This window comes from Endozoicomonas sp. ONNA1, from assembly GCF_024606325.1.
Classification (GTDB): Bacteria; Pseudomonadota; Gammaproteobacteria; order Pseudomonadales; family Endozoicomonadaceae; genus Endozoicomonas_A.
Map to the genome: position 1 here is coordinate 22,499 of NZ_JAHHPN010000720.1, position 26,651 is coordinate 49,149.

At 47.7% G+C, this 26,651-nt stretch carries 20 protein-coding genes; 5 read left to right on the top strand and 15 right to left on the bottom strand.

What is annotated here, in order from left to right; all coding sequences use genetic code 11:
- Nucleotides 1–44 precede the first annotated feature (44 nt).
- A complete protein-coding gene (gene tatC, locus KDK19_RS16925) occupies nucleotides 45–803 on the top strand; it encodes a twin-arginine translocase subunit TatC (RefSeq protein WP_257280900.1) in 759 nt (252 codons plus the stop codon).
- A 12-nt stretch (nucleotides 804–815) separates the two neighbouring features.
- On the opposite strand, the gene KDK19_RS16930 is transcribed toward tatC, so the two are convergent.
- On the bottom strand, nucleotides 816–1,370 hold the full coding sequence (locus KDK19_RS16930) for a sugar O-acetyltransferase (RefSeq protein ID WP_306671227.1): 555 nt from the start codon (nucleotides 1,368–1,370) through the stop codon (nucleotides 816–818).
- A gap of 237 nt (nucleotides 1,371–1,607) precedes the next feature.
- On the opposite strand from KDK19_RS16930, the gene KDK19_RS16935 reads away from it, so the two are divergent.
- Nucleotides 1,608–2,291 (top strand): YdcF family protein, encoded by a 684-nt coding sequence (locus tag KDK19_RS16935; protein WP_257280899.1) that lies wholly within the window; start codon nucleotides 1,608–1,610, stop codon nucleotides 2,289–2,291.
- Nucleotides 2,292–2,312: 21 nt separating this feature from the next.
- Here the strand turns inward: KDK19_RS16935 and KDK19_RS16940 are convergent, their stop codons facing one another.
- The gene (locus KDK19_RS16940; RefSeq protein WP_257280956.1) at nucleotides 2,313–3,716 is read right to left on the bottom strand and encodes an aspartate ammonia-lyase; all 1,404 of its coding nucleotides are present in this window, start codon (nucleotides 3,714–3,716) and stop codon (nucleotides 2,313–2,315) included.
- 277 nt (nucleotides 3,717–3,993) lie between these two features.
- Here KDK19_RS16940 and KDK19_RS16945 point away from each other — a divergent pair, with 277 nt between their 5' ends.
- Nucleotides 3,994–4,833, top strand: a complete 840-nt coding sequence (locus KDK19_RS16945) for an isopenicillin N synthase family oxygenase (RefSeq protein WP_257280898.1) — start codon at nucleotides 3,994–3,996, stop codon at nucleotides 4,831–4,833.
- A 41-nt stretch (nucleotides 4,834–4,874) separates the two neighbouring features.
- Here KDK19_RS16945 and lnt read toward each other — a convergent pair whose 3' ends face one another.
- The 6 genes from lnt to KDK19_RS16975 all read right to left on the bottom strand — a co-directional run bounded on the left by lnt (nucleotide 4,875) and on the right by KDK19_RS16975 (nucleotide 10,778).
- Nucleotides 4,875–6,419, bottom strand: a complete 1,545-nt coding sequence (gene lnt, locus KDK19_RS16950; RefSeq protein ID WP_257280897.1) for an apolipoprotein N-acyltransferase — start codon at nucleotides 6,417–6,419, stop codon at nucleotides 4,875–4,877.
- A 103-nt stretch (nucleotides 6,420–6,522) separates the two neighbouring features.
- Complete coding sequence (locus KDK19_RS16955; RefSeq protein ID WP_257280896.1) at nucleotides 6,523–7,362, bottom strand: HlyC/CorC family transporter; 840 nt, start codon at nucleotides 7,360–7,362, stop codon at nucleotides 6,523–6,525.
- Nucleotides 7,363–7,423: 61 nt separating this feature from the next.
- Nucleotides 7,424–7,903: an rRNA maturation RNase YbeY gene (gene ybeY / locus KDK19_RS16960; RefSeq protein ID WP_257276497.1), complete on the bottom strand. Its 480-nt coding sequence runs from the start codon at nucleotides 7,901–7,903 to the stop codon at nucleotides 7,424–7,426.
- Nucleotides 7,903–8,925: a PhoH family protein gene (locus KDK19_RS16965; protein WP_257292427.1), complete on the bottom strand. Its 1,023-nt coding sequence runs from the start codon at nucleotides 8,923–8,925 to the stop codon at nucleotides 7,903–7,905. Before KDK19_RS16965 ends, ybeY begins: the two co-directional genes overlap by 1 nt.
- A 214-nt stretch (nucleotides 8,926–9,139) precedes the next feature.
- Entirely contained in the window at nucleotides 9,140–9,877 is a 738-nt protein-coding gene (dapB, locus tag KDK19_RS16970; RefSeq protein WP_257292428.1) for a 4-hydroxy-tetrahydrodipicolinate reductase, read from the bottom strand.
- A 490-nt stretch (nucleotides 9,878–10,367) separates the two neighbouring features.
- Nucleotides 10,368–10,778: an RING finger domain-containing protein gene (locus KDK19_RS16975; RefSeq protein WP_257280893.1), complete on the bottom strand. Its 411-nt coding sequence runs from the start codon at nucleotides 10,776–10,778 to the stop codon at nucleotides 10,368–10,370.
- A 1,002-nt stretch (nucleotides 10,779–11,780) separates the two neighbouring features.
- On the opposite strand from KDK19_RS16975, the gene KDK19_RS16980 reads away from it, so the two are divergent.
- On the top strand, nucleotides 11,781–13,571 hold the full coding sequence (locus KDK19_RS16980) for a hypothetical protein (RefSeq protein ID WP_257292429.1): 1,791 nt from the start codon (nucleotides 11,781–11,783) through the stop codon (nucleotides 13,569–13,571).
- 153 nt (nucleotides 13,572–13,724) lie between these two features.
- Here KDK19_RS16980 and miaB read toward each other — a convergent pair whose 3' ends face one another.
- Together miaB and KDK19_RS16990 are read right to left on the bottom strand one after the other, a co-directional pair.
- A complete protein-coding gene (gene miaB / locus KDK19_RS16985; protein ID WP_257288593.1) occupies nucleotides 13,725–15,080 on the bottom strand; it encodes a tRNA (N6-isopentenyl adenosine(37)-C2)-methylthiotransferase MiaB in 1,356 nt (451 codons plus the stop codon).
- 246 nt (nucleotides 15,081–15,326) lie between these two features.
- Nucleotides 15,327–16,502, bottom strand: coding sequence for a hypothetical protein (locus KDK19_RS16990; RefSeq protein WP_257274632.1), 1,176 nt, complete (start codon nucleotides 16,500–16,502; stop codon nucleotides 15,327–15,329).
- A gap of 209 nt (nucleotides 16,503–16,711) precedes the next feature.
- Here KDK19_RS16990 and KDK19_RS16995 point away from each other — a divergent pair, with 209 nt between their 5' ends.
- Nucleotides 16,712–17,011, top strand: coding sequence for a hypothetical protein (locus tag KDK19_RS16995; protein ID WP_257274631.1), 300 nt, complete (start codon nucleotides 16,712–16,714; stop codon nucleotides 17,009–17,011).
- 18 nt (nucleotides 17,012–17,029) lie between these two features.
- Here the strand turns inward: KDK19_RS16995 and KDK19_RS17000 are convergent, their stop codons facing one another.
- The 5 genes from KDK19_RS17000 to KDK19_RS17020 all read right to left on the bottom strand — a co-directional run.
- On the bottom strand, nucleotides 17,030–18,619 hold the full coding sequence (locus tag KDK19_RS17000; protein ID WP_257292430.1) for a zinc finger, RING-type domain-containing protein: 1,590 nt from the start codon (nucleotides 18,617–18,619) through the stop codon (nucleotides 17,030–17,032).
- A 157-nt stretch (nucleotides 18,620–18,776) separates the two neighbouring features.
- Nucleotides 18,777–20,111, bottom strand: coding sequence for a TolC family outer membrane protein (locus KDK19_RS17005; RefSeq protein WP_257280887.1), 1,335 nt, complete (start codon nucleotides 20,109–20,111; stop codon nucleotides 18,777–18,779).
- Between the two features lie 51 nt (nucleotides 20,112–20,162).
- Nucleotides 20,163–21,488, bottom strand: coding sequence for an HlyD family type I secretion periplasmic adaptor subunit (locus tag KDK19_RS17010; RefSeq protein ID WP_257292431.1), 1,326 nt, complete (start codon nucleotides 21,486–21,488; stop codon nucleotides 20,163–20,165).
- The gene (locus KDK19_RS17015) at nucleotides 21,485–23,668 is read right to left on the bottom strand and encodes a type I secretion system permease/ATPase (protein WP_257280886.1); all 2,184 of its coding nucleotides are present in this window, start codon (nucleotides 23,666–23,668) and stop codon (nucleotides 21,485–21,487) included. The genes KDK19_RS17010 and KDK19_RS17015 overlap by 4 nt, the downstream gene beginning before the upstream one ends.
- A 74-nt stretch (nucleotides 23,669–23,742) precedes the next feature.
- On the bottom strand, nucleotides 23,743–26,651 hold a 2,909-nt coding region (locus KDK19_RS17020), incomplete at its 5' end, for a cadherin-like domain-containing protein (RefSeq protein WP_257292432.1).

Genomic DNA, 26,651 nt, shown 5'->3' on the forward strand with positions numbered 1-26,651 from the left:
ACTTGTGAACATATTTCAGCAGGGTTTGTCAGGATTATAAACTAATGTCATCTACCACCGAGAGCAATGACGAGCAGCAGTCGTTGGTTCAACATCTGCTTGAGCTGAGAACCCGTATCCTGCGCAGCATGGTTGTTGTGCTGATTATTTTTGCCGGGCTTTTCTATTTCTCCAGTTCGCTTTATGAATTCTTTTCAGAACCTCTGAGAGTGTTCCTGCCGGAAAACAGCACCATGATCGCAACGGATGTTGCCTCGCCTTTTCTGGCGCCATTCAAACTGACCATGGTATTGGCACTGTTTGCCTCTGTTCCATTTATTCTGCACCAGATATGGGGTTTTATTGCACCAGGGCTATACCAGCATGAGAAAAGGCTGGCAATACCGCTGCTGGTTGCCAGTGTCGTATTGTTTTATACCGGAGTTGCGTTTGCCTACTTCGTGGTCTTTCCGTTGATCTTTGGGTTCTTTACCAGTACCGGCCCTGAGAGTGTCACGGTGATGACCGATATAAACAGTTACCTGAATTTTATTCTGAAACTGTTTTTTGCCTTCGGTATGGCGTTTGAGATTCCTGTCGCCACATTGCTTCTGATCTGGTCTGGAATCTCAACCGTCGAGTCTATGTCCGGTAAGCGTCCTTATATTGTCGTAGGTTGCTTTGTTCTGGGCATGTTGCTTACACCTCCGGATGTGATTTCCCAGACTCTGCTGGCGGTCCCGATGTGGTTGCTCTTTGAGGTGGGCATTCTGTTTGCTCGTCTGACTTGTCGAAAATCAAAGAAAGTAGAAACGAAGTCGTGAATCCGGGGCTCTCTATGACAGAAGTGATTTAATCACTCGGCAGGGCGCACCCACTGCCACGCTGTTTGCCGGGATGTCACGAGTCACCACACTGCCCGCTCCAATCACAGAGTTATCGCCAACTGTGACTCCCGGATTGACGCTTACATTGGCTCCCAGCCAGACGTTATCACCCAGGGTGATGGGTTTGCAGAACTCCAGTCCTGTGTTTCGGGTGATTGCATCCAGAGGGTGTCCTGCAGTGCTAAGGGTGACATTGGGGCCAAACAGCACATTATTACCAATGGTGACTTTAGCGCCGTCGAGAATCGTGCAGTGATGATTGGCGTAGAAGTTCTCTCCCAGATGGATGTTATAACCATAATCACAATAAAAAAGGGGCTCTATCCAGACACCTGAAAGGGTGCCCAGAAGTTCATTGAGGATTTCTGCCTGTTGTGTCTTGTCGTCCGGTGAAACTTGATTAAAGCGGTGACACAGTCTCTTGGCCTCCAGGCGATCCTGAGTGAGTTCAGAATCAAATGCGAGGTAATCCAGTCCTGCGAGCATTTTCTCTTTTTCGGTCATGTGGCTACTCAAGGTTAAGCTTTTTTCTCAACGATGGTGTTATATTGTGGTTGCTGATAGTAGGTCATCGGGCTGGCGAAAGCAGCCAATATCCCACATCTTCGCAGGCAATGGGTATAATCGACTGAGGATAGACGATTGCAGGGTTTTCTGAATGCCACAAGGTCGCCGCTTCGGTCATTTCTCAAGCTAAGCCTGTTACCCCCCTTGAATATTGTATGGATGCTGATTGTGGGAATGATCTTTAAAACAACAATGGGCTGGCTGGCGTGGGTCGCTCTGATTTTTCTCTATCTACTCTCTGTTGCGCCTGTTGCTAACCTCTTGGCCAGGGGGCTGGAGATATATCCTCCTGTTGATATAGGTGTTTGTAAAAAGGCCGACGCCATGGTGCTACTGGGGGCTGGAAGGCCCAGAAGCTCTCCTGAACTGGAGGGCTATCAGCCCACCCCTCTGTCACTTGAACGCATTCGATATACTGCCTTGCTGCACCGGCAGTGTGAAGTCCCCATTCTGGTCGCTGGAGGAGGGAAACGACCTGAATCGGAAGTGATGGTCAGGGTTCTGAAGAATGACTACAACGTTGATGTGACATGGATAGAAACTCAGAGCACGTCAACCCGGCAAAATGCCCGAAACAGTCAAAAACTACTGAGCAAAGAGCTAAGGGGTAAAAAGCTACCGGGTAAAGAGCAGGTTGTCGTTGTCCTGATCACTCATGCCTGGCATATGCCCAGGTCAGTATTGAGTTTTGAAAGGGTTGGCTTCAAAGTGATTCCGGCTCCCATGTCATTTGCCTCGAAAGAGATTACCTGGCAGAAGGGGACTTACTGGATACCAAGGGTTCGAAATCTCAGGGTGAGTGAATTGGCCCTGCACGAATATCTGGGGCTTATCTGGTACCGGCTGACCAACCGTTAGAAAGAGTATCGAAGGACAGAGCTATTTGGCAACGCCGCCTTTGGTAGCCCGTCCCGGGTCCAGAATCTTCTTCAAAGCCTCTTCTGACATGCCGGTTTTTTCTTTAGCGACTTCGATGACCGGGCGTTTTTCACGATACGCCTGTTTGGCAATTTCTGCCGCCCTCATGTAGCCAATCAAGGGGTTCAACGCTGTCACCAGCACCGGATTGCGGCTCAGGGTCTCTTTGATATGAGCTTCTCTGACGGTAAAATTGGCTATAGCCTTATCGGCGAGAATCAGGCTGCTATTGCTGGCCAGGGTAATGCTATTGATCAGGTTGTTGGCGATCAGTGGCAGCATAACATTGAGCTGAAAATTACCAGATTGGGCTGCAATAACAATGGCTGCATCCAGTCCTGTGATTTGGGCGGCCGCCATAGTAACTGATTCACAGATAACCGGATTCACCTTACCTGGCATGATACTGGAGCCAGGCTGCAAGGTAGGCAGTTCAATTTCACCGAGCCCCGCCAAAGGTCCACTGTTCATCAGGCGCAGATCATTGGCGATCTTCATCAGTGACACCGCTACACTGCGAAGGTCAGAAGACAGTTCAAGTGCTGTGGCCGGCAGGCTTTGGGCAGCAAAGAAGTTACTGGCAGGCTTGAAAAGCAGGCCGGTATCCTGGCTCAGCTGTTTGCTGACTTTTTTTGCAAAGTCTTCATGGGTGTTGGTTCCGGTTCCCACAGCGGTTCCACCCAGGGTGAGTTGAGAGAGACGCTCAAGGGTCTGCCTGATTCGCTGTCTGTCATTGTTGAGCAGCGCTATCCAACCACTGATTTCCTGACCAAAAGTCACTGGCATGGCATCCATCATATGGGTTCGGCCGGTTTTCACAGTATTCTCAAGCTCTATCCGACGCTTTTCCATGACCTTCAGAAGATGATCCAAAGCGGGCAGCAATTGATTATGAATCAGCAATGCAGACGATACATGAATAGCAGAAGGAATCACGTCGTTACTACTTTGGCCCATATTGACGTGATCATTGGGCGAGATTTTTAATCCGGAAGAACGATTGACCAGATTACTGATCACTTCGTTCACATTCATATTGCTGCTCGTTCCAGAACCAGTCTGAAAGACATCGATAGGAAACTGATCAGCGTATTTTCCTTCAATAAGAATGTCTGCCGCTTCAATAATGGCCAGAGCATTGTCATCAGCCAGTAACTCAAGTGACTGATTGGTTCGGGCTGCGGCTTTTTTGATGCGGACAATGGCTTCAATGAAAGGGTGAGGCAATGACTGGCCACTGACAGGAAAATTCTCAACCGCTCGCTGGGTCTGGGCACCGTACAGGGCATCCCTGGGAACAGTCACTTCTCCCAGACTATCTCGTTCAATTCGCACCCCGGATAGGGGTTCTGTAGAGCTGTACATGGCTGTCGACTGTCCCATTAGTAGTGCCAGAGTCAAATGTCGCCAGGGCTTTAGCATGAAGTTGGAGTTTTTCATTGAATCGGAACTCAATCCAGTCCGGAATTCGGACGCGAACGCCAATATCATAGATCCTTATAGCCTATCGGCGGTTGTTGAGAATAAAAAATCAATCTTTTGTATAAAGCCGGTTAAATGCCTTTATTGCTACGTAAAGCTTGTTCTTTTCTTTTACTAAACGATAATACTTCGTCACTTTTTTTCACCGGATATCAAGTTAATGGACGTTCAGGTAGTCGACTATACGGCCACAGATGCGGCTCAAAAATTTGTCGAATCGCTCCGCGAAACCGGTTTTGCGGTTTTAACCAATCACCCCCTGAGTCAGGATCTGGTTCAGTCAATTTACGATAACTGGTTGAATTTCTTTAATTCTCCGGCCAAACAGGATTTTCTGTTTGATGCCGTGAAACAGGACGGCTATTTCCCGCCAGAAGTGTCTGAAGTGGCCAAGGGGCATCAGAAGAAAGATATTAAAGAGTATTACCATATTTACCCTTGGGGAAGGATTCCTGCTGATCTGAAATCAGACATTACAGATTATTATGAGAAAGCCTCTGGTCTGGCGGGTGAGCTGCTGGGCTGGGTTGAAAGTAATGCACCTTCTGAAGTGTCTGAAGGCTTTTCCGAGCCGCTCTCCCGTATGATTGAGGATACGCCTAATACGCTGTTGAGAATACTTCACTATCCTCCGCTCACTGGCGAAGAAGAACCTGGAGCTATCCGCGCAGCGGCTCATGAAGACATCAATCTGCTGACTATTTTGCCAGCCGCCAGTGAGCCTGGCTTGCAGGTCAAGCTGAAAGATGGCCGCTGGGTCGATGTTCCTTCAAAGTTCGGCTACCTGATTATCAATACAGGGGATATGTTGCAGGAAGCTTCCGGTGGTTATTTCCCTTCCACCAGTCACAGGGTGATCAACCCTACTGGTGGTAAGAGTGGTAAATCCAGAATGTCCCTGCCTCTGTTCCTGCATCCACGCGATGAGGTGGTTTTGTCTGAGCGTCATACCCATCGCAGCTACCTGATGGAACGACTGAAAGAATTGGGTGTTGTTTAATGTTTTTTTAAATCAGAAGAGGGGCGGCTGACGGACCATTCTTATTGCTTTGAATCAGAGCCCGATCTTCTTGCGCACAGACCTGCCACTGCAATCATTAACAAACACAGGAATAAAACAGGCCAGGATCCCAATAACATGAATGGCGTACTGCCTGTCATGACTTCAGCAGTACCTCTCAGTACTCCGGGTTTGAAACGTTCGATACTTTCAACAACCTGACCCTTATCGTCTATCAGAGCACTGATGCCGTCGTTGGTCGCGCGAATCATGTATCGACCCGTTTCCAGTGAGCGCATACGGGCCATCTGGAAGTGTTGCTCAGGGCCAATGGATTTGCCAAACCAAGTGTCATTACTGATAGTAATTAACAACCCACTGTCTTTTGCCTGCTGGGCAGCAAAGTCAGGGTAGACCACCTCATAACAAATATAGGTGGTAATCACAGCGTTGGGGACTTGCAGTTTTTCCTGTTTGCTATGTCCCGGACTGAATGCCGACATAGGAAGGTCAAAGAAGCTGATCAGGCCACGCAGGGCTGAATCGAAAGGAACGTACTCCCCAAAGGGAACCAGCTTCTGCTTATAGTATCGACCTTCTCCCAGACCCATAGCGATGATGCCGTTGTAATATTTTTCTTCGAATAAAGATGGCGTGTCTTCAGATCGTTCATCAATAGGTAACCCGAGAATCAAGGCACTGCTGTGTTCAGCTGCCTTACGATTGAGCCGGTTGAGCACGGATCTGGCCTGACTGTAGAAAAGAGGTATGGCATTTTCAGGCCATATGATCAGCTCTTGGTCCCACTCGGCTTTAGACAGTCCATAGTAAGTATTGATTGTTTCCTCAACATAGCCAGGATCCCACTTCAAGAGCTGAGGGATGTTCCCCTGAACAGCACTGAAGTTAATCTCTCCTACGGGACGAGTCCACTGTACTTTACCCAGTGGAACCGATGCAAACCAGAGCGCTAAAGTGATTGACAGGGCGATCAGAGGTGGGTTCCGATCCGCGCGATCTGTGACCAGTGTCGCAGTAATCAGGGCAGCGGCGGTTGCCATGAGCAGGCTCAAGCCAAAAACACCTACGACAGGTGCCCACGACTGAACAGGTGTGTCAAGCAACGCGTAGCCTTCAAGAAGCCAGGGAAAGCCGGTAAGCAGCCAGCTGCGAACCCATTCAAACAGTGTCCATAATCCGGCGAAAAGCAGGGCCTGTCGCCAGGGTGCCCGAATATTGAATCGGTGTCTGAGTCTGGCATAGAGATAGAACAGCGGCATGACCATTAAGGCAGCCAGCATCATCACGAAAAGGGCTGTGAGCAGACTGGCCAGAGGCGCTGAGGCAGCACCAAAACGATGGATACTGACATAAACCCATGAAGTCCCTGTGCCGAAGAGGCCCAGTCCAAACAAAAAGCCTCGGACTGTGGTCGTTTTTACAGTTTCTGTACGTGTATAAGCAAAGCCTGCTGCTGTGGCAACGATCAGAACAGGCCAGATGTTAAAGGGACTAAAGCCCAGTGGAAACAAGCTTCCGGCCAAGAGCGTGGCAAAGTGACCGAAGTAAAGCGTTTTTTTGTTCATAAATGGAATACGGGAAAGTCAGTTTCCTCAGCAATGACTGGCCAGGAGAGTGTCTGAGTATTAAAGCCAGTCATCATGAGTCCTCTTGGCCAGTTTGCCAGAACTAGGCGGAGCTGACTCGCAACAGTCGAATTCGACGACCGTCAGAATTCAGAACATCAAATCGGAAGCCGTTAATTTCCACGAACTCATTCCTTTTAGGCATATGTCCAAACTCTCGCAGGACAATCCCACCAATGGTATCGAACTCTTCGTCGCTGAAGCTGGATTCAAAGTGTTCGTTGAAGTCTTCTATGGGGGTCAGGGCTTTGACTATAAAAGTACGGGACTGTTCCTCAACCGGTTTGATGAAACTGTCTTCTTCCACATCGTGTTCGTCTTCTATGTCCCCAACTATTTGCTCGAGAACGTCTTCAATCGTCACCAGACCGGCTACACCACCAAACTCATCAATGACGATAGCCATGTGATTACGGTTGGTCCGGAACTCTTTCAGGAGCACATTGAGACGTTTGCTTTCAGGAATGAAAGTGGCAGGGCGAAGGTGGTCCTTGATATTGAATTTGCCATTCTGAAGAATCAGCGGAAGCAGATCCTTGGCCAGCAGAATACCGATAATCTCGTCTTTGGTATCGCCGATGACGGGAAAGCGGGAGTGGGCTGATTCGATCACTTTGGGCAGGAAGTCCCGGGGCGCCTGATCTTCATCAACGCAGACCATTTGCGAGCGTGGGATCATGATCTCCCTGGCCTGCATATCGGCTACCTGAACAGCTCCCTCGATAATACTGAGAGCTTCATGGTCAATAATGCCCCTGAGTCCGGCATCATTGAGCAGAGTCAGCAACTCATTCCGGTTTTGAGGGTCCTGAGTGAACAGAGCCGCCAGTTTGTCTTTCCATGTCGGGGCGGGCGAGTCGCCCGGAGCAGTGTCGTCGTTCATTACCTTGTATTACCGTGAAGGCCTTCTCATGGCAACATCTTCATGATTCGGCCAGCCTCTCCTATGATGATGATCCGCTCTTTTCAGACTGGTACGGATCAGGAAAACCCAGGCTCTCGAGAATCGCTGTTTCCAGAGATTCCATCGCCCCGGCTTCGTCTTCTTTAATGTGGTCATAACCCAGCAGGTGCAGTGTGCCATGAACCATCATATGAGCCCAGTGTGCCTGAAGGGTTTTGTTCTGTTCCCTTGCTTCACGTTCAACGACGGGTGTGCAGATGACCAGATCGCCCAAAAGAGGCAGATTGAGTGCTTTCGGCAGGTCAGAGGGAAAAGACAGAACGTTGGTAGGCCCGTCTTTGTGACGCCATTGTCGGTTGAGTTCTGCACCTTCGTCGCTGTCAACAATTCGCAGGCTGATTTCGGCTTCTTTGCGATGATCACCGATAGCCGCAGCTGCCCATTTGTGCAGATCAGCTTCTGAGGGGAGCCTGGGGCTCTCGCTGGCTATTTGAATGTCGACAAGGACGTTCGCAGACATTACTGTACCCCTGCAAAAGACTTGTTCTGATTCGCCTGATCAAAGCGATCATAAGCCTGCACAATTCTCTGGACAATCGGGTGACGAACAACGTCTTTAGCGCTAAACCAGGTGAAACCGATACCGTCCACACCTTTGAGAACATCGATGGCATGAGCCAGACCAGAGCGGGTACCTCTGGGCAGGTCGACCTGGGTAATGTCACCGGTAATCACGGCCGTCGAGCCAAAGCCGATACGGGTCAGGAACATTTTCATCTGTTCCGGCGTCGTGTTCTGGGCTTCATCAAGAATAATGTATGAGTTGTTAAGGGTGCGACCACGCATGTAAGCGAGGGGTGCAACTTCGATCACATTTTTCTCGATCAGCTTGTCTACTCGTTCAAAGCCGAGCATTTCATAGAGTGCATCGTAGAGAGGGCGAAGATAAGGATCGATCTTTTGAGACAGGTCACCCGGCAGGAAACCCAGCTTTTCGCCGGCTTCGACAGCAGGCCTGACCAACAGGATTCGACGTATTTCTTCGTCTTCCAGGGCCTGGACGGCGGCTGCAACAGCCAGATAGGTCTTGCCGGTGCCCGCCGGGCCAATACCGAAATTGATATCGTGAGTAAGGATGGAGCGAACATATTTCTGCTGGTTCTCACCCCTTGGGGTGACTGTACCCTTGCGGGTTCGCAGAGCGATCAGGTTGTCGGACCTGGGTTCGTGGATCCATTCAACCGCAGACTCTTGGAGGTAGAGGTGCACTGTCTCAGCCGTCAGGTGTCCCGTTTTTCCGGTCTCCCTGTAGAGACGCTTGAGAATCTCAGAAGCCGCCTGGGCATTTCGATCTTCACCCCTGACCGTGAACTGGTTGCCACGATAACGAATATCAACGCCAAGGCGCTGTTCTATTTGTTTCAGGTGCTGATTGAATTGTCCGCAGAGCTCTGCGAATCGACGTGGATCGTCCGGTTCTAGGAGAAACTGGCAGGTCCTACCTGCATTTTTTGTCGGTGTTGCCTGGATCTGGGTATTCAAGTCGAGAGTTCAGCTCTTACTGCGATTCATATAGGGTAAGCATATACTGCAGTCCGATTCTTGCCGCATTTTATTCGCCATGGTTGTTTATTCGCTATGGCTGTCTTTTGCAGGATACTCATAGCGGGCATAAAGCGTGAATCAGACTGCCGACAAGTCTGATTTTACCGAAGGTTTTGATAATGTCATCTGTTAATCACTTCATTCTTTCTGATCAGAGAATATGTTCCAGCCCATAAACCAATTCAGCCTTGTCATGAATGTACTCACTGGCCATAAGAATGCCAGGCATATAGCTCGTGCGTTCAATGGAATCATGACGGATGGTCAGATATTGACCACTGTCGCCCAGGATCACTTCCTGAGACGCTACAAAGCCCGGCATACGTATAGCGTGAAGTTTTATTCCCTTGTAATCACCGCCTCGTGAGCCTTCAATGTTGGCAACCTGATCATGAGTTCCACTATTGAATTTCTCGCGCTCTTCGCTCATCAGTTCGGCTGTTTTTACGGCCGTGCCCGATGGAAAGTCCACTTTATGCTGGTGGTGGTATTCAATGATCTCAGCGTATTCGTAATAACGAGCAGCCTGTTTGGCAAACTGCTGCATGAGTACGTTACCCACGATGAAATTAGGCGCAATAAAGCAGCCCTTGCCGGTTTCCCTGACCCAGCCACGAATAGTTTCCAGATCGTCAGGCGTAAAGCCGGTGGTGCCCACTACGGCAGAAGCACCAGAGAACAAGGTGTTCTTCACGGTTTCCATACGAATTTCCGGACGGGTGAAGTCAACCACAATATCGGCGGCGTTGTTTTTCACTTCCGCGGCCAGATCGTCGCCCAGATCGATAGTAGCGGCCAGTTCCAGACGGCTGTGTTTTTGAACAAACTCAACCACTGTTTGTCCCATTTTGCCCTTGGCTCCGTTCACAGCGACTCTCAAAACTGACATGGTATGCTCCGCAATATTGTCTGATGTCATGGGAATGCCGCCCGAGGGGCGTCAGGTGGCATGCAGGTGGAGTGAGGACACTGTAGCGGATCAGGTGAAACTGTCAATGGTCGACCGGATAGCCTGTAAGAAAAGAAAATAAGTTTCAACGCAATGTACTATTCTTTGAGCCTGTCAATGTCCCGGTTACTGATTAACCAGTAATGTTAAACAGTGGGTGGTGGATGTTTAATATGCCTCGCTATTCAAAGAAACGTAAATCTGCTGTTTTACAGAAGCTTCTATCCGCTTTGTAACGCCTGTACAACGGCACGAGAAAAGGGATCAAAAGATTCTTGAGCATCGGGACCGGGTTTACAGCATAGCTCGAGAAGCGAACCCTTCACGGTGGTCAGGGCAAACCAGTAACTGGCAACCTGCAGGAGAGGTAGCATTGAACCCGGAGAGAATTCCGGAGTCGGAGGCACGCTTGAAACAGGCGGCCTAAAATTCAGTTTGCGGGACAACTATCTTGAAAAACACCGACAGTCATAACATCATCAGTCCCAACCAAACAAGTGGCAATATTAATAATGCCAGAGGTACCAATAAAAGTTGCCCCAATAAGAGCAGAGCCAACAGCACCAATAAAAGCATAGGTAGCAATTTGAGATAATTTTCTGGTTACCCGCTCACGCAATGATCGAGGCATGTTCTCAAGAATATATGACGGCACTGCAGACCTACAACTAGGACAAGTCTCAGATTGGTCAAACCATTTAGCAATACATTTTCTTCCAAAAACATGAGATTCATGGCACGGAAGAATCACTTTTTTATTATCACATCGAAGATCTTCATTATCTTTTTCATTAAAAGAACCGAAACAGATTTGACATGCATCCGCAACACTCATTGTCATAAAATAAACTCCATTTCTGTTTATTAGTAAATAATGAGATAAAAAACTGGCAGAAAAGTTTCCCAATTTTTATGACTTACCCTGTGAAAAGCCATGACGATGCCAGGCGGAAGAACTGATGCCTCGTCATCGTCATTCCCGCCTTCATTCTCGTCATTCCCGCGAAGTAGGGCTTTTGCAACGCCCTCCTTCGCGGGAATGACGACCTCAGAGCATGGTAACGAGCTGTTGGAGTTTTGCGACACCCTCGATAGGGCGGGGAGTGTCAGAAAGCCATCAACTAAATCATGCTGTTTTATGAACGCGATAATCCCCTTTAGAACTCTGGAGTCAGAACATGGTAAATCAGACCACTTTACTTCGACACACCAGCAAGGTTTTTGAGTTGCAAGATTTAACCAAACGATATCAACTTCACCTGCCTTCTAACGAGCATAGTGTAAGTTTTCTATATCGGTATTATGTACCCACTGACTGAAGATTGCGGTTCTGTCAGGGCCCCATTGCTTCATGGCTTTCCTCAACAGGACCAAAAAGAGCTGCCCTCATTGAAGGATTTGTAAGATATACCTTTAATGTCAAGAGATTGATCCTGGTTCGATTTTGGAGGGCTGACGCCTGCTTTAGCCATGCCGCCCAGGCACGGAACCGGAGGCATTTGGTCCGGCATGAGCATGAACTCATGGGGTGAAAGTCCCCCGTAGGTAAACCAGTATCCGATCTTGCGCCATCCTTCATCATTTTGTTGGGTCTAATGGACATTCTAACGGCCGACACATGAAATTCGTTGGTGTGCTGGCGAGTTTTTTCCCGGTTTTTGTAAGCAGGCATGAGTTGACCGTTTCAGTTAGGTTTGAGTGTCTGTTAAAACGGAGGAGGTTCACAGTCCCTGAAAAATTCTGTTAGGTGTTTTAACCATATGGTTAGGTTATCCGGGAAACTAACAAGCTACCCAACAATCTAAATGTCATGATATGAGAATTAAAGAAGGAGGAATGCAGTATGTTTGGAGCAATTGGTCAAAGTGTTGGTATGCAACAGTACTCTCATTGTGGGCTTGGAAGAGCAGACCTTCTATTAATGAGTATTGGTCCTGAGCGATACTCCTTAGAAAGATGGGAAGAAGTTTTGAAAAATATTAAGCCTGATATTTCTGATGCTGTTGGGATCAGTCCATTGCAGTATGTGATCCGTTCAATAGATTATTGCTCTACGGATAACGTACCTTCCGAAAAGCTGGTAAGCATTATTAAACTTTTGATTAGCTATGGGGCGGATTGCAATTATTCAAATGGCTCTCTTAATTCTCCTTTACACATGCTTTGCTCAAATAGATGGGATGATTTACCACACCTCAGAGAACTTGCTTTTGAACAAGTAAGAAATAATGGAATTGAACCTGACTCTCTTATGTCTGATGGCGAACCTCTACTTTTAGCTATGTCACATCATCCAGATCGGTGTTCTTTAATGGCTTGGGAAGCTGTATTGAATAAAGGGCTAAGTCCTAATGTTTCTGGTTATTTTGGAGAGACCCCATTGATTAAAGTAATACAAAGTAGCACTAAGTACGATGTTCCTTTTAAAGAACTAGCACCTATTATTGAACTTTTGATTAAGCGTGGAGCAGATTGCAATCAACTTAATAACACTGGTGATACTGTTCTACAAATACTCTGTTCAAAAGAATGGGGTAATTTTCCAAAGCTCATAGAACTTGCGTTTGAACAAGTAAGAAATAATGGAATTGAACCTGATTCTCTTATGTTTGATGACAAACCTCTACTTTTTGCTATGTCAATTCATCCAGATCGGTATTCTTTAACGGCTTGGGAAACTGTGTTGAACAATGGGATAAATCCTAATATTTCTTATTGTGAAGAGATCCCATTGATTGAAGTAATACAAAGTAGCACTAATGAAAATGTTCCTTTTGAAGAACTAGTACCTATTATTGAGCTTTTGATTAAGCATGGAGCAGATTGCAATCAAGCAAATTACAATGGCGATACTGCTCTACAAATACTTTTCTCAAAAAAATGGGATGAATTTCCAAAGCTCAGAGAACTTGCGCTTGAACAAAAAAGAAATAATGGAATTGAATCTGACTCTCTTATGTCTAATGGCGAACGTCTACTTTTAGGTATGTCAATTTATCCAGATCGGTATTCTTTAATGACTTGGGAAACTGTGTTGCATAAAGGGCTAAATCCTAATATTTCTGATAGATTCGGAATCAGTCCATTGAGGTATGTGATCTATTCAATGGATCGTAACCCTATGGATGACGAACGTTCCCAAAAGCTGGAAAGCATTATTAAACTTTTGATTAAGTGTGGAGCAGATTGCAATGAAGCAAATGGCGCTGGTGATACTGCTCTAGAAAGTCTTTGCTTACAAAAATGGGATGATTTTCCAAAGCTCAGAGAACTTGCGTTTGAACAAATAAGGAATAATGGAATTGAGCCTGACTCTCTTATGGGTCATGGCAAACCTCTACTTACAGCTATGTCAGAGTATCCAGAGCAGCATTCTAAGTTAGGTCTCAGAAGCATTATTAGATATGGAGTTCTTCCTGTTTTGAAAGAAGATGCATCTGAAGAATCTGCAGCAGAAAAACCAAACTTGGACTGTGACTTTAACGATGAGTTAGAAAAACACAAAGCCTATTTTTGTGCTCGCCCTCTTGAATATCGCTGCATTTGTGCTGTAGATAGAAATTCAAGGGGACAGGAACTGACAATGCTTCCCAGACAAATGCAGAAAAATATTAAACACTTATTTTATTCATAAGTTTATTTTTTACGGAAACACCTGACAAGTCTTTAGAAAAACCACCCCAAACGGCATTTTAGGACATCCGCCTTGCCATTAGTTCAGTAAGACGGGAAAAGACAATTGATGGCTGACCCCGGTGAGTTTGAGACCAGCCATCCTGACAAAGTATCAGGCCACGACACCCAATTCAGAATCAACCAGGCTGCCACGCAAACTGTGAGGGAAAGCCTCAACAATCTCAACCTCGGCAAATCGACCAATCAGTCGAGGCTCTGCACACTTGAAGTTAACGACACGATTACACTCTGTGCGGCCACTCAGTTCACCAGGGTCTTTCTTGGAGTAGCCCGTTACCAGAATTTTCTGAGTGCTGCCTACCAAACGACGACTGATTTGCATGGCTTGTTGATTGATTCGCTCCTGCAGAATTTGCAGTCGCTGCTTTTTGGTGGACTCAGGAACGTCATCGGACATATCCGATGCTGGTGTCCCCGGACGTTTGCTGTAGATGAAACTGAACGACGCATCGAAACCGATCTCGCTGATCAGGTTCATGGTGTCTTCAAAGTCTTCATCGGTTTCACCCGGGAAGCCTACGATAAAGTCTGAAGAGAGACTCAGGTCAGGACGGTGTTCACGCAACTGACGAATCTTGTCCCGGTATATCTCAACTTCGTGGTTACGTTTCATCAGGGAGAGAATCCGGTCAGATCCGGCCTGAACAGGAAGGTGCAGGTGGCTGACAAGCTCGGGCACTTCAGCGTAAACATCGATCAGGCTCTGGGAGAACTCTTTCGGATGAGACGTGGTGAAACGAATGCGATCTATGCCATCTATTGCCGCGACAATGGTGATCAGTTCAGCCAGATCACAAACAGTACCATCGTCTTTTTCGCCACGATAAGCGTTCACATTCTGACCCAGCAGATTGATTTCGCGAACCCCTTTCCCGGCCAGACCCACGCATTCGGCAATCACGTCATCCATGGGGCGGCTGACTTCTTCACCACGGGTGTAGGGTACGATACAGAATGTACAGTACTTGCTGCACCCTTCCATGATAGAAACGAAAGCGGTTGGTCCTTCCACAGAAGGCTCCGGAAGCCGGTCAAACTTTTCAATTTCCGGAAAGGTGACATCGACCACGGGAATATGATTGCTCTGGGTCGCATCAATCATTTCTGGCAGGCGATGCAGGGTTTGTGGTCCGAAGACAACGTCTACCTGTGGCGCACGCTTGCGGATGGCTTCCCCTTCCTGGCTGGCTACGCAGCCTCCCACTCCAATCACCAGGTCGGGATTGGCTTCTTTCAGTTTTTTCCAGCGACCCAACTGATGGAAGAGCTTTTCCTGGGCTTTTTCCCTGACAGAGCAGGTGTTAACCAGCACAACATCGGCTTCTTCCGGATTGTCTGTCAACTCCAGGGTGTGGGTTTCTCCGAGCAGATCAGCCATTCGGGCTGAGTCGTACTCGTTCATCTGGCAACCGTGGGTCTTGATATAAAGCTTTTTTGTTGCGCTCATGGTTTCGCTTTCTGGGCTCACGTCTGTTGTGATTTTTTCAGACGCCAAAACCGGATTCCTGTCTGCTGTGTAACGGGCCTGAGACCTTGAAGCTGCTATATTCAGGCATCAGGTGACTCAGGATAGCAAAACCAGTGATGACTGATCTGGCTGTTGAAAGCTGGCCATTATAGCGGCAGTGAGCACCGGAAGGTAGTGAGCAATATCTCTGACACTCCATGAAGGGATTACGTGATAAGCACCCGATTACAGTTCGTCATTTAATCCTGTTTTGGGGGTGTAGACAGGCATCAGTGTCATTTTTACTATCCCGGTGTTCATAATGACATAACTTTGTACGTTGGTTCTTTGCAGGCGAACGGTATCCAGAAGGTCGTCTGCATTCGTCCTGTCCAGGGCATCGTAGAAGTCTGTTTCTTCTGCTGAAGAGCGATTACTGAGGGTGCCAAGGGCATTCTGGATATGGTCTATTTCAGGATAACTGGCGCTGGCCATCTGCATTCCGATGGCTACAGCCTTGCTGAGAATTTTGCCGATCAGTCTGAAGGGGATTTCCCAGTCATTTTCCATCAGAGTCAGTTGCACAGAGTCTGCATCTAACCAGATAATCAGCTCTGTTTTGCCTTTATTGACGCCTTTTTCTTTTGCCCAGGGGATTTCAATCGTATCTTCACGAATTGGCTGGTCGCCATTGTAATAGGTCAGATGCATGTAGATCTCAGGCTTAGTGAAATATTCGCCGACCTTCCGGAGGTTCAGCTCCAGAAGATAAGCACGTTCAGGCAGGCGTTCTGTGGCGGTGGTATTGGGGTCGACAATAGGTTTTGTATGGACCACCGGAGTACTGAGTCGGGCAGGGCGATAAACCAGCAGGATGACATCTTTATCCAGGTCATCGACATTCTTTATGGTGAAGTCGCAGTGTTTATCCTGGCAGGATGAAGCACTGGCTACTTTCGCTTTGCGGGGCTGATCCCGCTCCTTTGGTAACAGAAAGCCAATATAGGGGCTACCGGTTTCCCTGACTCTGCGGTAACGCAGTTTCATCAGAGAGTCTTTGCTTCGTTTACCGAGGTGGAAACAGTCTGCCACTCTGTCGAGTTCTTCTATCTGCTCAGTGATATCTTCCTGAACGGTTTTGGGCACTTCCGGATAATTTTTTTGAATGATGTCAGGGATGCTCTGCAGGGTAAGATCCCCTGCTTCATCCAGTTGCGAGAGCTTGGTGGTCTCTTCACGAATATGATCCAGATGTTTCCATGGCTTGAGGGTGCCGATAAAGCGCTCTTTCATATCAGTCAACCTTTGCTCCTTCTCCTTCAGGCCCAGAGTGTTAATGTCAGAACATTCTTTGTCGGCAGAAGCATGAGCGACAGAAAGTGACAAAAATAAAGCAATAAACAGTGAGAGTCGTGTATTCATGGCGAGCCTAAAGAGGGTTTGAGAAATGAACACGCAAGGTGTTGAGAGGAAAACGGAACAGATAGAGTAATTAGGTTAGATTGTCGGATCTGTCAAATTCCGCCGTTGAATATCGGATTCAGTCTTAACACCAGTGTATTTCATCGATGCAGACTCGCTTTTCATTAGCTCATGACTGCCCTGTCTGTGACATGCCAGCTGCCTTTTTTATGCACGACAGATTTTCCAGGGTAAACTCAGGAGGGTTATCGACCCTTTTAATGGTCAATAATGATTTTCCCGAAAACAGGGCGCTTGCCAGTGGCTGTCGTGTTAAATGCTCTGTGGCAGGCTACGGGGTGGTTTTTGAAGATTTCTTCTGGACCGATGAAGACTACCGCAGCGTGTTTTCTCAATCGGGTCTCAAGGTACTGGCCTGGCATCAGCCTCTGGGGAAACCTGAAGATGGTATGCCCTGGAAGGATGAGCTGCATTCACCTTTGTTCAGTATTTACATTTTGGGACGTTGACTGGCTCATGCAATACGGCTATTGGTGATCCTCGGGCTCAATAAACTCCTGTTGCTTCCTGCATACGGGGCATTTCCATCTGGGCAGATCAATGGTGATTTCAAGTTTCGTTCCGCATTCGGGGCATTCGGACGTTTGAGGTTTGTTGAATTTTTTAAAACACGCACCACACAAGTAGTGAAAGCAACTGGTAATCTTGACAACACTGCTTTTGGTAAACTTGTCCAGGCAAACAGGGCAGCGATGTGAAAGATCGTCATTCCGGGTGTCAGGCCGAATACCAACAAAGTGATTATCCCTGAGTAGAAGTCCCAGATATACCGTTTCCTCTGAGGTATTGATAGCCGATGCTTGTGAGACTACGTGGACTTCAACATCACCAGAAGTGGCGTAGGTGAAAACCTGATCCTGAGTCAAGCCACTGGCCTGCAGATTGACAACGACAAATGTTTTCTTGAACAGGTAGCTCAGCAGTGGCAATAAAATATCGAAGTCTGGCCATTTATTTTCGAGGAGTTGTTGCCTGACCAGTTGGACCTTTTCCAAGCCCTTTGCCGTTACCCAGCCTGATAGAAAATCTGAAAGTTCAGTGTCCGGTTCCTGCTGATCATCATTTAAAGAATGGTTAATCATGACTTTGAGTATTTGAATCAGTGAGGAGACGCTTCGACCTCCGGATAAATGGATGGCATGTAGCCAGCAAAAGTTATCTTTGGGAGTGTGCATAATATGGAATCCCTCAAGATAATGGTTTAACAGCTGTTGAGGGTCGTCTTTTGTCAATTCAGGTTCAGAGCCGACTTGTTGGAGCTTTTGTATTTTAGCAGGAGGTTCCGGATCCTGAGTTGTGCTGTCAGCTTCTGCGATAACAGACCGACCTTCACCGGAGCGTTTGCGTTTGCGTCCTTTCGGAGCGCCTTGTGTTTTCTTCTGCGATGGGGGGCTGGTGTTTGCATAGGTTGTGCCTGATCTGGTCGTTACGCTGGTGACTATTTTGGACAGAACCTCCCGGCAGGCTTCCATGGTGGTTGCCAGGCACAAGTCAGTATCAATAAGATGAAGTTGTTCCATAACAGAGCGGTCTGACTGGGTGTGAGCATCTTCACGGCGTCGTTTATATTCCTCCTCAATGTCTTTTTGCTCCCTGACGGAGATTCCCTCGGTTTTTGCAATGTGCATCCTTCGGGAACTGTCGTCGTCTATTACTTCTCCGGCGATCTTTATCTTCAGCCTGTTTGTGGGCATTTTTTTGATAGTAATTTTAAGAATTCGTTCTCTTTCAGCTTGCTGCTTTTTAAAAAAAGTTCGGTAATCGGAGAGGTTGTATTCCGGAAATAACAGCTCGGATCCATGGTTGTAGTGCAGGACAATACTCTGGTGAGGATCGGTTTTCAGGTAAAGAGGCTCTCCGGTGTCGAGCGCCACGCTGGTGATGGACTCCAGGCCAGAGCATTGCCAGGTTCTGTTCTCAGGAGTGTCTATAGGCTGACAAAGGGTATGCGGGTCGGCCACAGGTTCTGAGCCAGTGATAATAAAAGGATAATCCGATGAAACCTGAAGAAGCGGGTGATTGCCTGACTTCAGCCCGGTAGCCTTTTGCGGATCCAAGGGAAGTGGCTGCCTACCGTCTGCCAGAACAAACCTCCACTCTCACAGAATCTCTGGTGACACTGGGCCTACTGGCCATCAGGCAGCATGCCTGGCAGCCGCTCTCGCTTAATCCAGAAAAGGATGCCGGGCCTCAGCCTGGCAATAACAAGTTCCTTCACGTTTCATCTACTTGTGGAATTGTCTTTCGTGGCCCTTTTTGCAAAAGTGGCAGCATAGTATTGATTCGCATCGCGCTCAGGATATTGCTTATGCTCGCAAGGACACGGTATTGGGCATAAATGTAATGATAATCAGCAGCGAGGTATCGCTTGCGTGCTTCAAACAGCTCGTTCTGAGTATCAAGTAAATCCAATAAAGTGCGCTGACCAGCCTTAAACTGCGCCAGATATAACTTCACACTCTCTTTAGATTGCTCAACATAATCACGCAAATGGACGCGTGATTGCTTCAGTGTTTCGAAAGCGTCCCACGATGACTGCGCATTGGCCTGCACCTCTCGATAAACCCTATTCGAAAGCATCCGAGAGGCTTCCTCCCGGTAAAGAGCACGACGATAACGAGAGCTGCTTTGTCCCCCGGAGTAGAGGTTCCAGTTCATTTCTACAAGCATTCGCCATTCGTCTTCCCGACCATCAAAACCAGACACATTATCTTTCCAACTACGATCTGCGACTAAGTCAAAGCTGGGATAGTTTTCAGAACGAACCCCCTTGACATTGGCTGCTGAAGCATTCACATCAAGTTTGCTGGCGATGAGCAGCTGATTATTCTGAAGTGCTAATTCAACGGCTCGATCATGGCTTTCAGGTAAGTAAGACTGATTAACCTCTGGACGGATAAAGTTGCCAGGTTGGTTACCAGTGAGCTGCTTGTATAAGGTTTCTGCATCGGACAGGTTGTTGTGGGCTGCAAGTAAATTAGCTCTGACTCTGGCAATGCGACCTTTAATTTGTGTAAGGTCGGATTTATCGGATATGCCCTGTCGCTTGCGTGCAGCCACCATATCGTAAGTTTCGAGATGTTGCTTCAGGTTTTCTTGCGACAAACGCAGCACCTCTTGAGCATTCATTACATTGGTATAGGCTTGCGCCACCTGTAAAGCGAGTGATTCAGCCTGTGCCAGTGTCTGATAATAATGAGCCCGCATGTTGAAGTCAGCGCGCGAGTATTCACTGGTATTGGCAAAGCCACGAAACAGCGGGAGTGAGAATTTCAGTCTGGCCTGCTTGCGAGTTTGATCGGTTTCTCCAACATTAGCCCGGTCCAGATCTTCCCGCCCACCATCAGCACTCAAATCAATACTTGGCAGGAACCTGCCCTCGGCAATGTCAAGTTCAGCCTGCGATGCGTAGTAAGCCTGTAACGTTGCAGCCATATCCGGATTGGTCTGTATGGCATCATTAACCGTTTGCTCCAGGCTTTGTGCACAAGTGTTGTTCCACCAGAACATACCAAGAACGATAAGCGTGGTGCGTAATGTTGGCTTCATTGTTATCAGCTCCGAATATAAACATATAATCGCCACTGCGTTAGATGGTCATCACTGTAAAGCTCTCAATAGTGGCTTCATGATGTACTGCAATACGCTGCGTTCTGCTACGCTAATGTCGACAGTTGCTTGCATGCCAGGAATGATATTCAGGTGGCTGTTACCCTCTCCAAAGTATGCTTTTTCGACTCTGACTTTGACTATGTAATAACTATTGCCACGCTGGTCAGTAATGGAGTCAGCGGAAATGGTCTGTACTCTGCCATCGAGACCACCATAAACCGCAAAATCAAACGCCGAAATTTTCACTTTTGCATGCTGGCCGTGCTGCACAAAACCAATATCTTTCGGTTTTACCTTGACCTCAACCATTAGCTCATCATCCACTGGCACAATATCAATAAGCTCAGCCCCTGGCTTTGCGACACCGCCAATCGTTGTGACATACAATTTTTGAATCACCCCATCAACCGGCGAATGCAGTTCGGTGTTTTGAACGCTTGCCTCATTGACGGTTTTTTTACCACGGGCAATACCAAGACGCGTTCGTACTTCAGATAGCTGTTCCTGCGCTTCTGCCCGGAAGCCTGACAAAGTACTGCCTTCTTCTTTCTTGAGACGCTGAATCTCTGCTTTCAGCTTTGGGATCTGATTGTTTGTTTTATTAACCTCTGATTGTGCTTGACTGAGTCGTTGTTTAATATCAATCACAGCAGACTCAGACACCGCACCCATTTTAAGTAAGGGCTCGTTCATTTTGAGCTGCTGCCGGATCAAATCAACCTGGCGCTGCTGGTCTTCCGCCTGCTGTTGAGCTGAGACAAGTTCCTGGCGAGCCTTACTTGTTTTCAGATAGATATTATCAAGCTGCATATGAAGCTCATCCTGTCTCACTTTATAAAGCTTTAACTGCGTGTCGATAAAAGTGTTGTGGGTGGCAACTTGTTCAGGGGCGAATTCAGGGCGAGTGCCTGCGACTTCTGCCGCAAGGCGAGTTTCTTCTGCAAGCAACGATGAAGTCTCCACGACCGATTGTGTCAATGAACCACTCGCTACCGTTGGATCAAGCTCCATGAGCAACTCCCCCTGCATAACAGACTGTCCTTCACGCACGTGGATTGCTTTAATTGTACCGCCTTCGAGGTTTTGAATGACTTGTGTACGGCTAATCGGGATCGCTTTACCCTGGCCGCGAACGATCTCATTGATGTTGGCGAAATAGGCCCAAAGGAGCAAAAACAACACCATGGCAAACAATATCCAGAGCGTCACTCTGGCTGCAGACGGTGTCCGCATTAACTCGCCTTGGGAGGCGTCCGTAATAAAATCGAGATCGGCTTGAGTGAATGATTTGCCTTTTAGCCTTGATAAACTCATACAGCTCTCTTCTGGCCGGGAGGCTCACCCGCAAGCTGATCAAGAATTTCTTGTTTCGTGCCTTTCATCAGTATCTCGCCATCATCCATAACTGCGATGGAATCGAGTAAACTCAATATGGCAAGCCGTTGTGTAAAAACAATGATGGTTTTATCAGGTGCCAGCCGGTTAAGGCGCTGTATAAGTTTCCTTTCCGAGTCTTGATCAAGTGCGCTGGTTGGCTCGTCAAAGATCAGAATTTTTGGATCTCGGAGCAAAGCGCGAGCGAGAGCCACGCACTGTCGTTGTCCTCCGGAAAGCATTCTGCCTTGCTCACCGCACTCCCGGTTCAAGCCCTCCGGGTGAGTTGCTGTAAATTCGACGACGCCCGCCATCTCAGCGGCTTTAAGAATCTGTGCGTCGGTAGCGTAGGGTGTACCCGTGGCGATGTTGTCACGAATCGTTCCAGAGAATAGGGTAGGTTGCTGCTCAACACAGCCTGTCATTTTGCGCAGGTCACTTGGATCAAGCTGACGAATATCGATACCATCAAGCTTAATGACACCTTCGGTAGGCGTATAAAGTCCCATTAAAAGCCTGAGCAGAGTGGTTTTTCCACAGCCAATACGACCGATTACCGCCAATCGACTTCCTGCGGGAATATTTATTGACACCGATTTGATCACAGGAACGGTATGCTCAGGAAACGTTAACGAAACATTTTCAAGCTGAAAATGGCCCTCAGTAAGGTCACACTGAAGGTACTGTTTTTCATCTTCGCGCTCGACAGGCATTGCCATAATACCGGCAATGCCGTTGTATGCTTCTTTGGTTTGTCCCCATCGTGCGATTAAGCCTGCTACCTGCGTCATTGGAGAAATTACACGCCCTGTTAACATGCTTACTGCAATCAACCCGCCCATGGTCAGGTCATGGTTCGCAATTTCATAGACACCCACAATAAGTAAGGCAACTGTCGTCATTTGCTGGATAAAGCCAGACGTGCTTGTACCAAACGTTGAATAAAGCCGGGAACGGTTGCTCCAGTATGAAGCTTCGCCAACATTCTGTTCCCACTTTCGCTGATTTAACCCCTCCATTCGGTTACTTTTAACAGTTTCCAGGCCATTAAGGGTCTCAATCAGCAAACCATTCTTTAGCGCGGATGCACCATAGCTATGGGAGATAGCCTCATCAACAGGTCGGCGGATCAACAGAGTGATGACTAAAATAATAAAAATTGAAACCACCGGAACAATAGCGAGGTAGCCACTGAATATATAAATGGCGATCAGGAAAATAATTACAAAAGGTATATCAACCAATGTAGTCAGTGTTGCAGAAGTGATAAAATCTCGAATACTCTCAAATTCGCTCACCCTTTTAGCAAATGAACCCACTGATCTGGGTCGGTGTTCTAATTTCAAAGCCTGAACATGAGCAAAAATCCTGGAAGAAAGAATGACGTCCGACTTCCTTCCCGCAACATCCAGGAAAAAGGTTCGGATCAATTTAAGCAAAAGATCGAAGGAAAAAATAATGGCTATCCCAATTGAAAATGCCCATAAGGTATCAAAGGCTGAGTTAGGGACGACCCGATCATAAATATTTCGGACATAAAAGGGGGTAGAGAGTACAAATAAATTAATAACAACAGAAGCAATGAGCACATCACGATAAATTGGGAAAGACAATCGCAAGGTGTCCCAAAACCAATGCTTGCCTGCTTCACCGGTCATCAGACGACGGTCTTTATCAAACTTGTAATCACGTTTAATGAAAAAACTGAAGCCGGTGTACAACACACGCAGATCATCAAGGTCCATTTCAGACATACCAAAGCCAGCTTCCGGGCGAATAATTGTGGCCTTATTCGCTGTAATGTCGAGCTTGGTCAGCACACAGGCATTGCCATTATGAAGCAACAAAATAGCAGGCAAGACTTCGGGAAGTATTGCATCGAGTTCGCGATTTAATAAGCGCGCAGATAAACTGGCCCGCTCTGCCGCCCGTGGCAGCAGGGCGGGGGTGAGCTTATTCTCAATCAAAGGCAAGCCAGCGCTCAAGGCAGTCACCGTACTTGGTCTATCATATAACTTGGTCACGATAACCAAACTGTCGAGCAAGGCATCAAAGTGTGTCGGCTCCGGAGATCCCGTATCCCATCGATCAGTGACCACATTGCTGTTCTGATCTGCCATTTATTCTCCAAAGTTTGAGTGTGGGAACTGTTCTTATCTGCGATCAACGTCTGCAACGATTGTCAGTTGTGCCGTTAAATCAGTGGTAAGGAGTCATCAGTGGGCTTTGGTACCAAACTATCTATGTGCGAGCCTGAGCTTCCTATGGTTGCATCACCATGGTCAGTATCTGCAGTTCTGCTTGCCAAAAGCTTTTCATCAGTCGACGGTGATGATTCGCCTTTTATCTCATTCGAAACGCTTTGTTCATCACTCTTCTTGCTTTGTTTTTCATTGAGATGTTGCTCAACCTGACGCAGTAAGGAGCCCCCGGCTTCATTTTCGGAAGCTCCGCTAAGGACGAACCCGGCATTTACAAGCTGAGCTCTGTCGATATCACCTGAGGCCAGAGCATGGGGTTGATTTTGATCACGCAGTGACTCCAGATTGATTTGAGGTTCTTTATCGGAAAGGCTACCTTCATGTGCCCGTATATCAAGTTGGTCGGTAACGTCAGAGCTTCTAATGTCTGGAGCCTGATCATGGTTCGAAATCGGGGGGGCTGGCAAGGGCTGAGTCGGGTCCATTATCAGCGGTGCAGAATGTTCACTCACAGCATCACCTCCTGCACCGGTGGTTGTTACGACTAGCCGGATATCCATATTTTGTGCATTCCCACCGGGTAACTGTGCTGTCACGCTGGTGGTCGTCCAGTTTTGAACATCGATATGTTCTGTCATTCGGCTAACAGTATGAGTGTGACCACGGCCATCACTTAATACCGTTCCGACATCAAAACCTGTGAGTTCAATCTTACTGATATGGTCTTGCGGATCAGCAGGTGGTGTTATCATTGGCTGTAAATGCAATAGTGCTGAGCTATTTGGAGTAGCGATATTGGTATCGACTAATACTTTCTGTTCGGTCAATGCTCCGGCCTGAGACAACTGATGGTGACCCGTTACATCGACGGGTGTGCCAGCCTGATCTGCTTGTATATCAAAAACCAGGCCTGCACTTTTTGATATAACTTTGCCAAGGGGAGAATGAGCCAACAGAGTTTTGTCAACATCGACATTAGCAGCCATCGCTGCGCTGAATATCTGACCATGATAGGCATCATTAGGGTTAAATCCATGGTTCCCTGTGGCAGCGGGCCCCGACTCTTCTGCATAATGATCCTGATCCTGGGCAAGAGCAAAAACGCCATGCCCCGGGATCTGATACCCTGTTGCGACGTTGTCATGACTATACGCGCTTTGGCCATCGACAAGAAGATCCAGGTGACCAGTCACTGAGTCCCATAATATTGAGTAGCGATGGCTATTTCCGTCAGTTGTATCGATGCCGGTAGCGTACTCATGGTGGCCTATTCCAAGGGTCAGGTTATCTGGTCTCCAGACAAAAAACTCATTTGGATCTGCGGGGACGGCATAACTTAGAAACGTAGCCCCATGATGAGCACTTGTGGCAACTTGCTGACTACCGATAACGTCAAACTCAACGGCCAACTTTGTAATATGATCTGGTGTATCAAGCTGACCCTGGTTCAAAACCCCCCCGGTTCCCGCATTGCCAAAGGTCATAACTTTTTGCTCAGCGGTAAAATTTAAATCAACTGACGCTGCATCGGTTACCGGGTTGGCCGTGACCGAAACAGCTTGGGGAGGAGAGGTAACAGATTGGCTGCCATCACTTGTCGTTGCACTGACGTATAACGGCATGGAGCCCTGATAATTCACCGGAGGTGTTAAAGTCAATGATGAGACATCGCCCGCATTTACCACCCACCCACCGGAACCATCGCTATGACCTGATGAAAACTGAGTACCTGCTAAAAAACCTTTGAGGGTAATGCTTTCCGGGGTATCACCGTGTGATGCAACAATCAGGTTTAGTGCGATGGCCTTATCTTCATCTCCTGCAGGTGGGGCACTTGTCGAAATGTCAGCGGCATCAACAATACTCGAAACACTGATGTTGCCGGTAGCAACGGCTGAATCTGCCGTACCATCGTTAACGGTATAAGCAAAATGCACATCGCCGTGAAAATTGGCGGCCGGGGTGAATACTAAGTTGGGGATATCACCGGTCACTATATTCTGTCCGGCAGTGACATCTGCACCGTTTAACTGGAGTTTGCCCTCATTGGCGTCAGGCAGCCGGGTGATGGTGAGATGGTCCAAAACTGCACCTGCGTCCACATCCTGAAAGCCAAAGTCACCGGCACTGAAGGTATAAGGTATGTCTTCAGTACCACTTAGAGCAACCGTCGCAATCGTGGGCGCATCATTAGTACCCGTGATGGTGATATTAACGGTTTGAGCATTGCCATCACTGGCCGTAAATGTATAAGAGTCTGTGACCTGGCGCTTGCTGGCATCCGCAGCAGACGGGTTTAGATCCTGCACCTTGCTCTGGTCAAGCAGATAGGTCCACAAGCCATTAACCATGGTGAAATGACCATAGGTCGTTGCCGTGGGCGACACATTCGGGAAAACGGGATTATCACCAACATCAACATCACTAATAGTGAGCATGCCTCTAACATTATTGATATCACCAATGTCACCTTCAGCAACGGTGGCAACAGTATTTCCGGATATAATCGAAAGATGATCAACAGCCGCCAGATTCATAGAAGCCGTTTGGGCAACAGAGGCTTGATGCTCGTCCTGCACTTCATAGCTAAATTGCACCGGGCCGTTGTAATTTGTAGTCGGGGTGAAGGTGTATGTGCCGTTACGGTTATCAGTAATCCGACCATGGTCTGCTGACAGGTTGTGAATACTAAGTCGGGCACGATGATCCACATCAGTCGCGTGAGCCAGAAGGTCTGACGCCTGTAGGGTAACCAACTGATCTTCTGTACCTGCGGGCAAAACGACTGTTGAAGAGACTGTTGGTGCGTCGTTGGTACCACTAACCGCCATCATCAAGGCTTTGGTATCAGAAGCGCCACTACCGTCAGTCACCGTGACCGGGATCACGATTCTTTGCGTAT

Bases quoted from the DNA above. Each gene is read 5' to 3' on its own strand.
- dapB (WP_257292428.1), bottom strand. From the start codon at position 9,877: ATGTCAGTTTTGAGAGTCGCTGTGAACGGAGCCAAGGGCAAAATGGGA.
- KDK19_RS16975 (WP_257280893.1), bottom strand. From the start codon at position 10,778: ATGACAATGAGTGTTGCGGATGCATGTCAAATCTGTTTCGGTTCTTTT.
- KDK19_RS16930 (WP_306671227.1), bottom strand. From the start codon at position 1,370: ATGACCGAAAAAGAGAAAATGCTCGCAGGACTGGATTACCTCGCATTT.
- KDK19_RS16995 (WP_257274631.1), top strand. From the start codon at position 16,712: ATGCACGACAGATTTTCCAGGGTAAACTCAGGAGGGTTATCGACCCTT.
- miaB (WP_257288593.1), bottom strand. From the start codon at position 15,080: ATGAGCGCAACAAAAAAGCTTTATATCAAGACCCACGGTTGCCAGATG.
- KDK19_RS17015 (WP_257280886.1), bottom strand. From the start codon at position 23,668: ATGGCAGATCAGAACAGCAATGTGGTCACTGATCGATGGGATACGGGA.
- tatC (WP_257280900.1), top strand. From the start codon at position 45: ATGTCATCTACCACCGAGAGCAATGACGAGCAGCAGTCGTTGGTTCAA.
- ybeY (WP_257276497.1), bottom strand. From the start codon at position 7,903: ATGTCTGCGAACGTCCTTGTCGACATTCAAATAGCCAGCGAGAGCCCC.
- KDK19_RS16990 (WP_257274632.1), bottom strand. From the start codon at position 16,502: ATGAATACACGACTCTCACTGTTTATTGCTTTATTTTTGTCACTTTCT.
- KDK19_RS16945 (WP_257280898.1), top strand. From the start codon at position 3,994: ATGGACGTTCAGGTAGTCGACTATACGGCCACAGATGCGGCTCAAAAA.
- KDK19_RS16935 (WP_257280899.1), top strand. From the start codon at position 1,608: ATGATCTTTAAAACAACAATGGGCTGGCTGGCGTGGGTCGCTCTGATT.
- KDK19_RS16940 (WP_257280956.1), bottom strand. From the start codon at position 3,716: ATGTACAGCTCTACAGAACCCCTATCCGGGGTGCGAATTGAACGAGAT.
- KDK19_RS16980 (WP_257292429.1), top strand. From the start codon at position 11,781: ATGTTTGGAGCAATTGGTCAAAGTGTTGGTATGCAACAGTACTCTCAT.
- KDK19_RS17005 (WP_257280887.1), bottom strand. From the start codon at position 20,111: ATGAAGCCAACATTACGCACCACGCTTATCGTTCTTGGTATGTTCTGG.
- KDK19_RS16955 (WP_257280896.1), bottom strand. From the start codon at position 7,362: ATGAACGACGACACTGCTCCGGGCGACTCGCCCGCCCCGACATGGAAA.
- lnt (WP_257280897.1), bottom strand. From the start codon at position 6,419: ATGAACAAAAAAACGCTTTACTTCGGTCACTTTGCCACGCTCTTGGCC.
- KDK19_RS17010 (WP_257292431.1), bottom strand. From the start codon at position 21,488: ATGAGTTTATCAAGGCTAAAAGGCAAATCATTCACTCAAGCCGATCTC.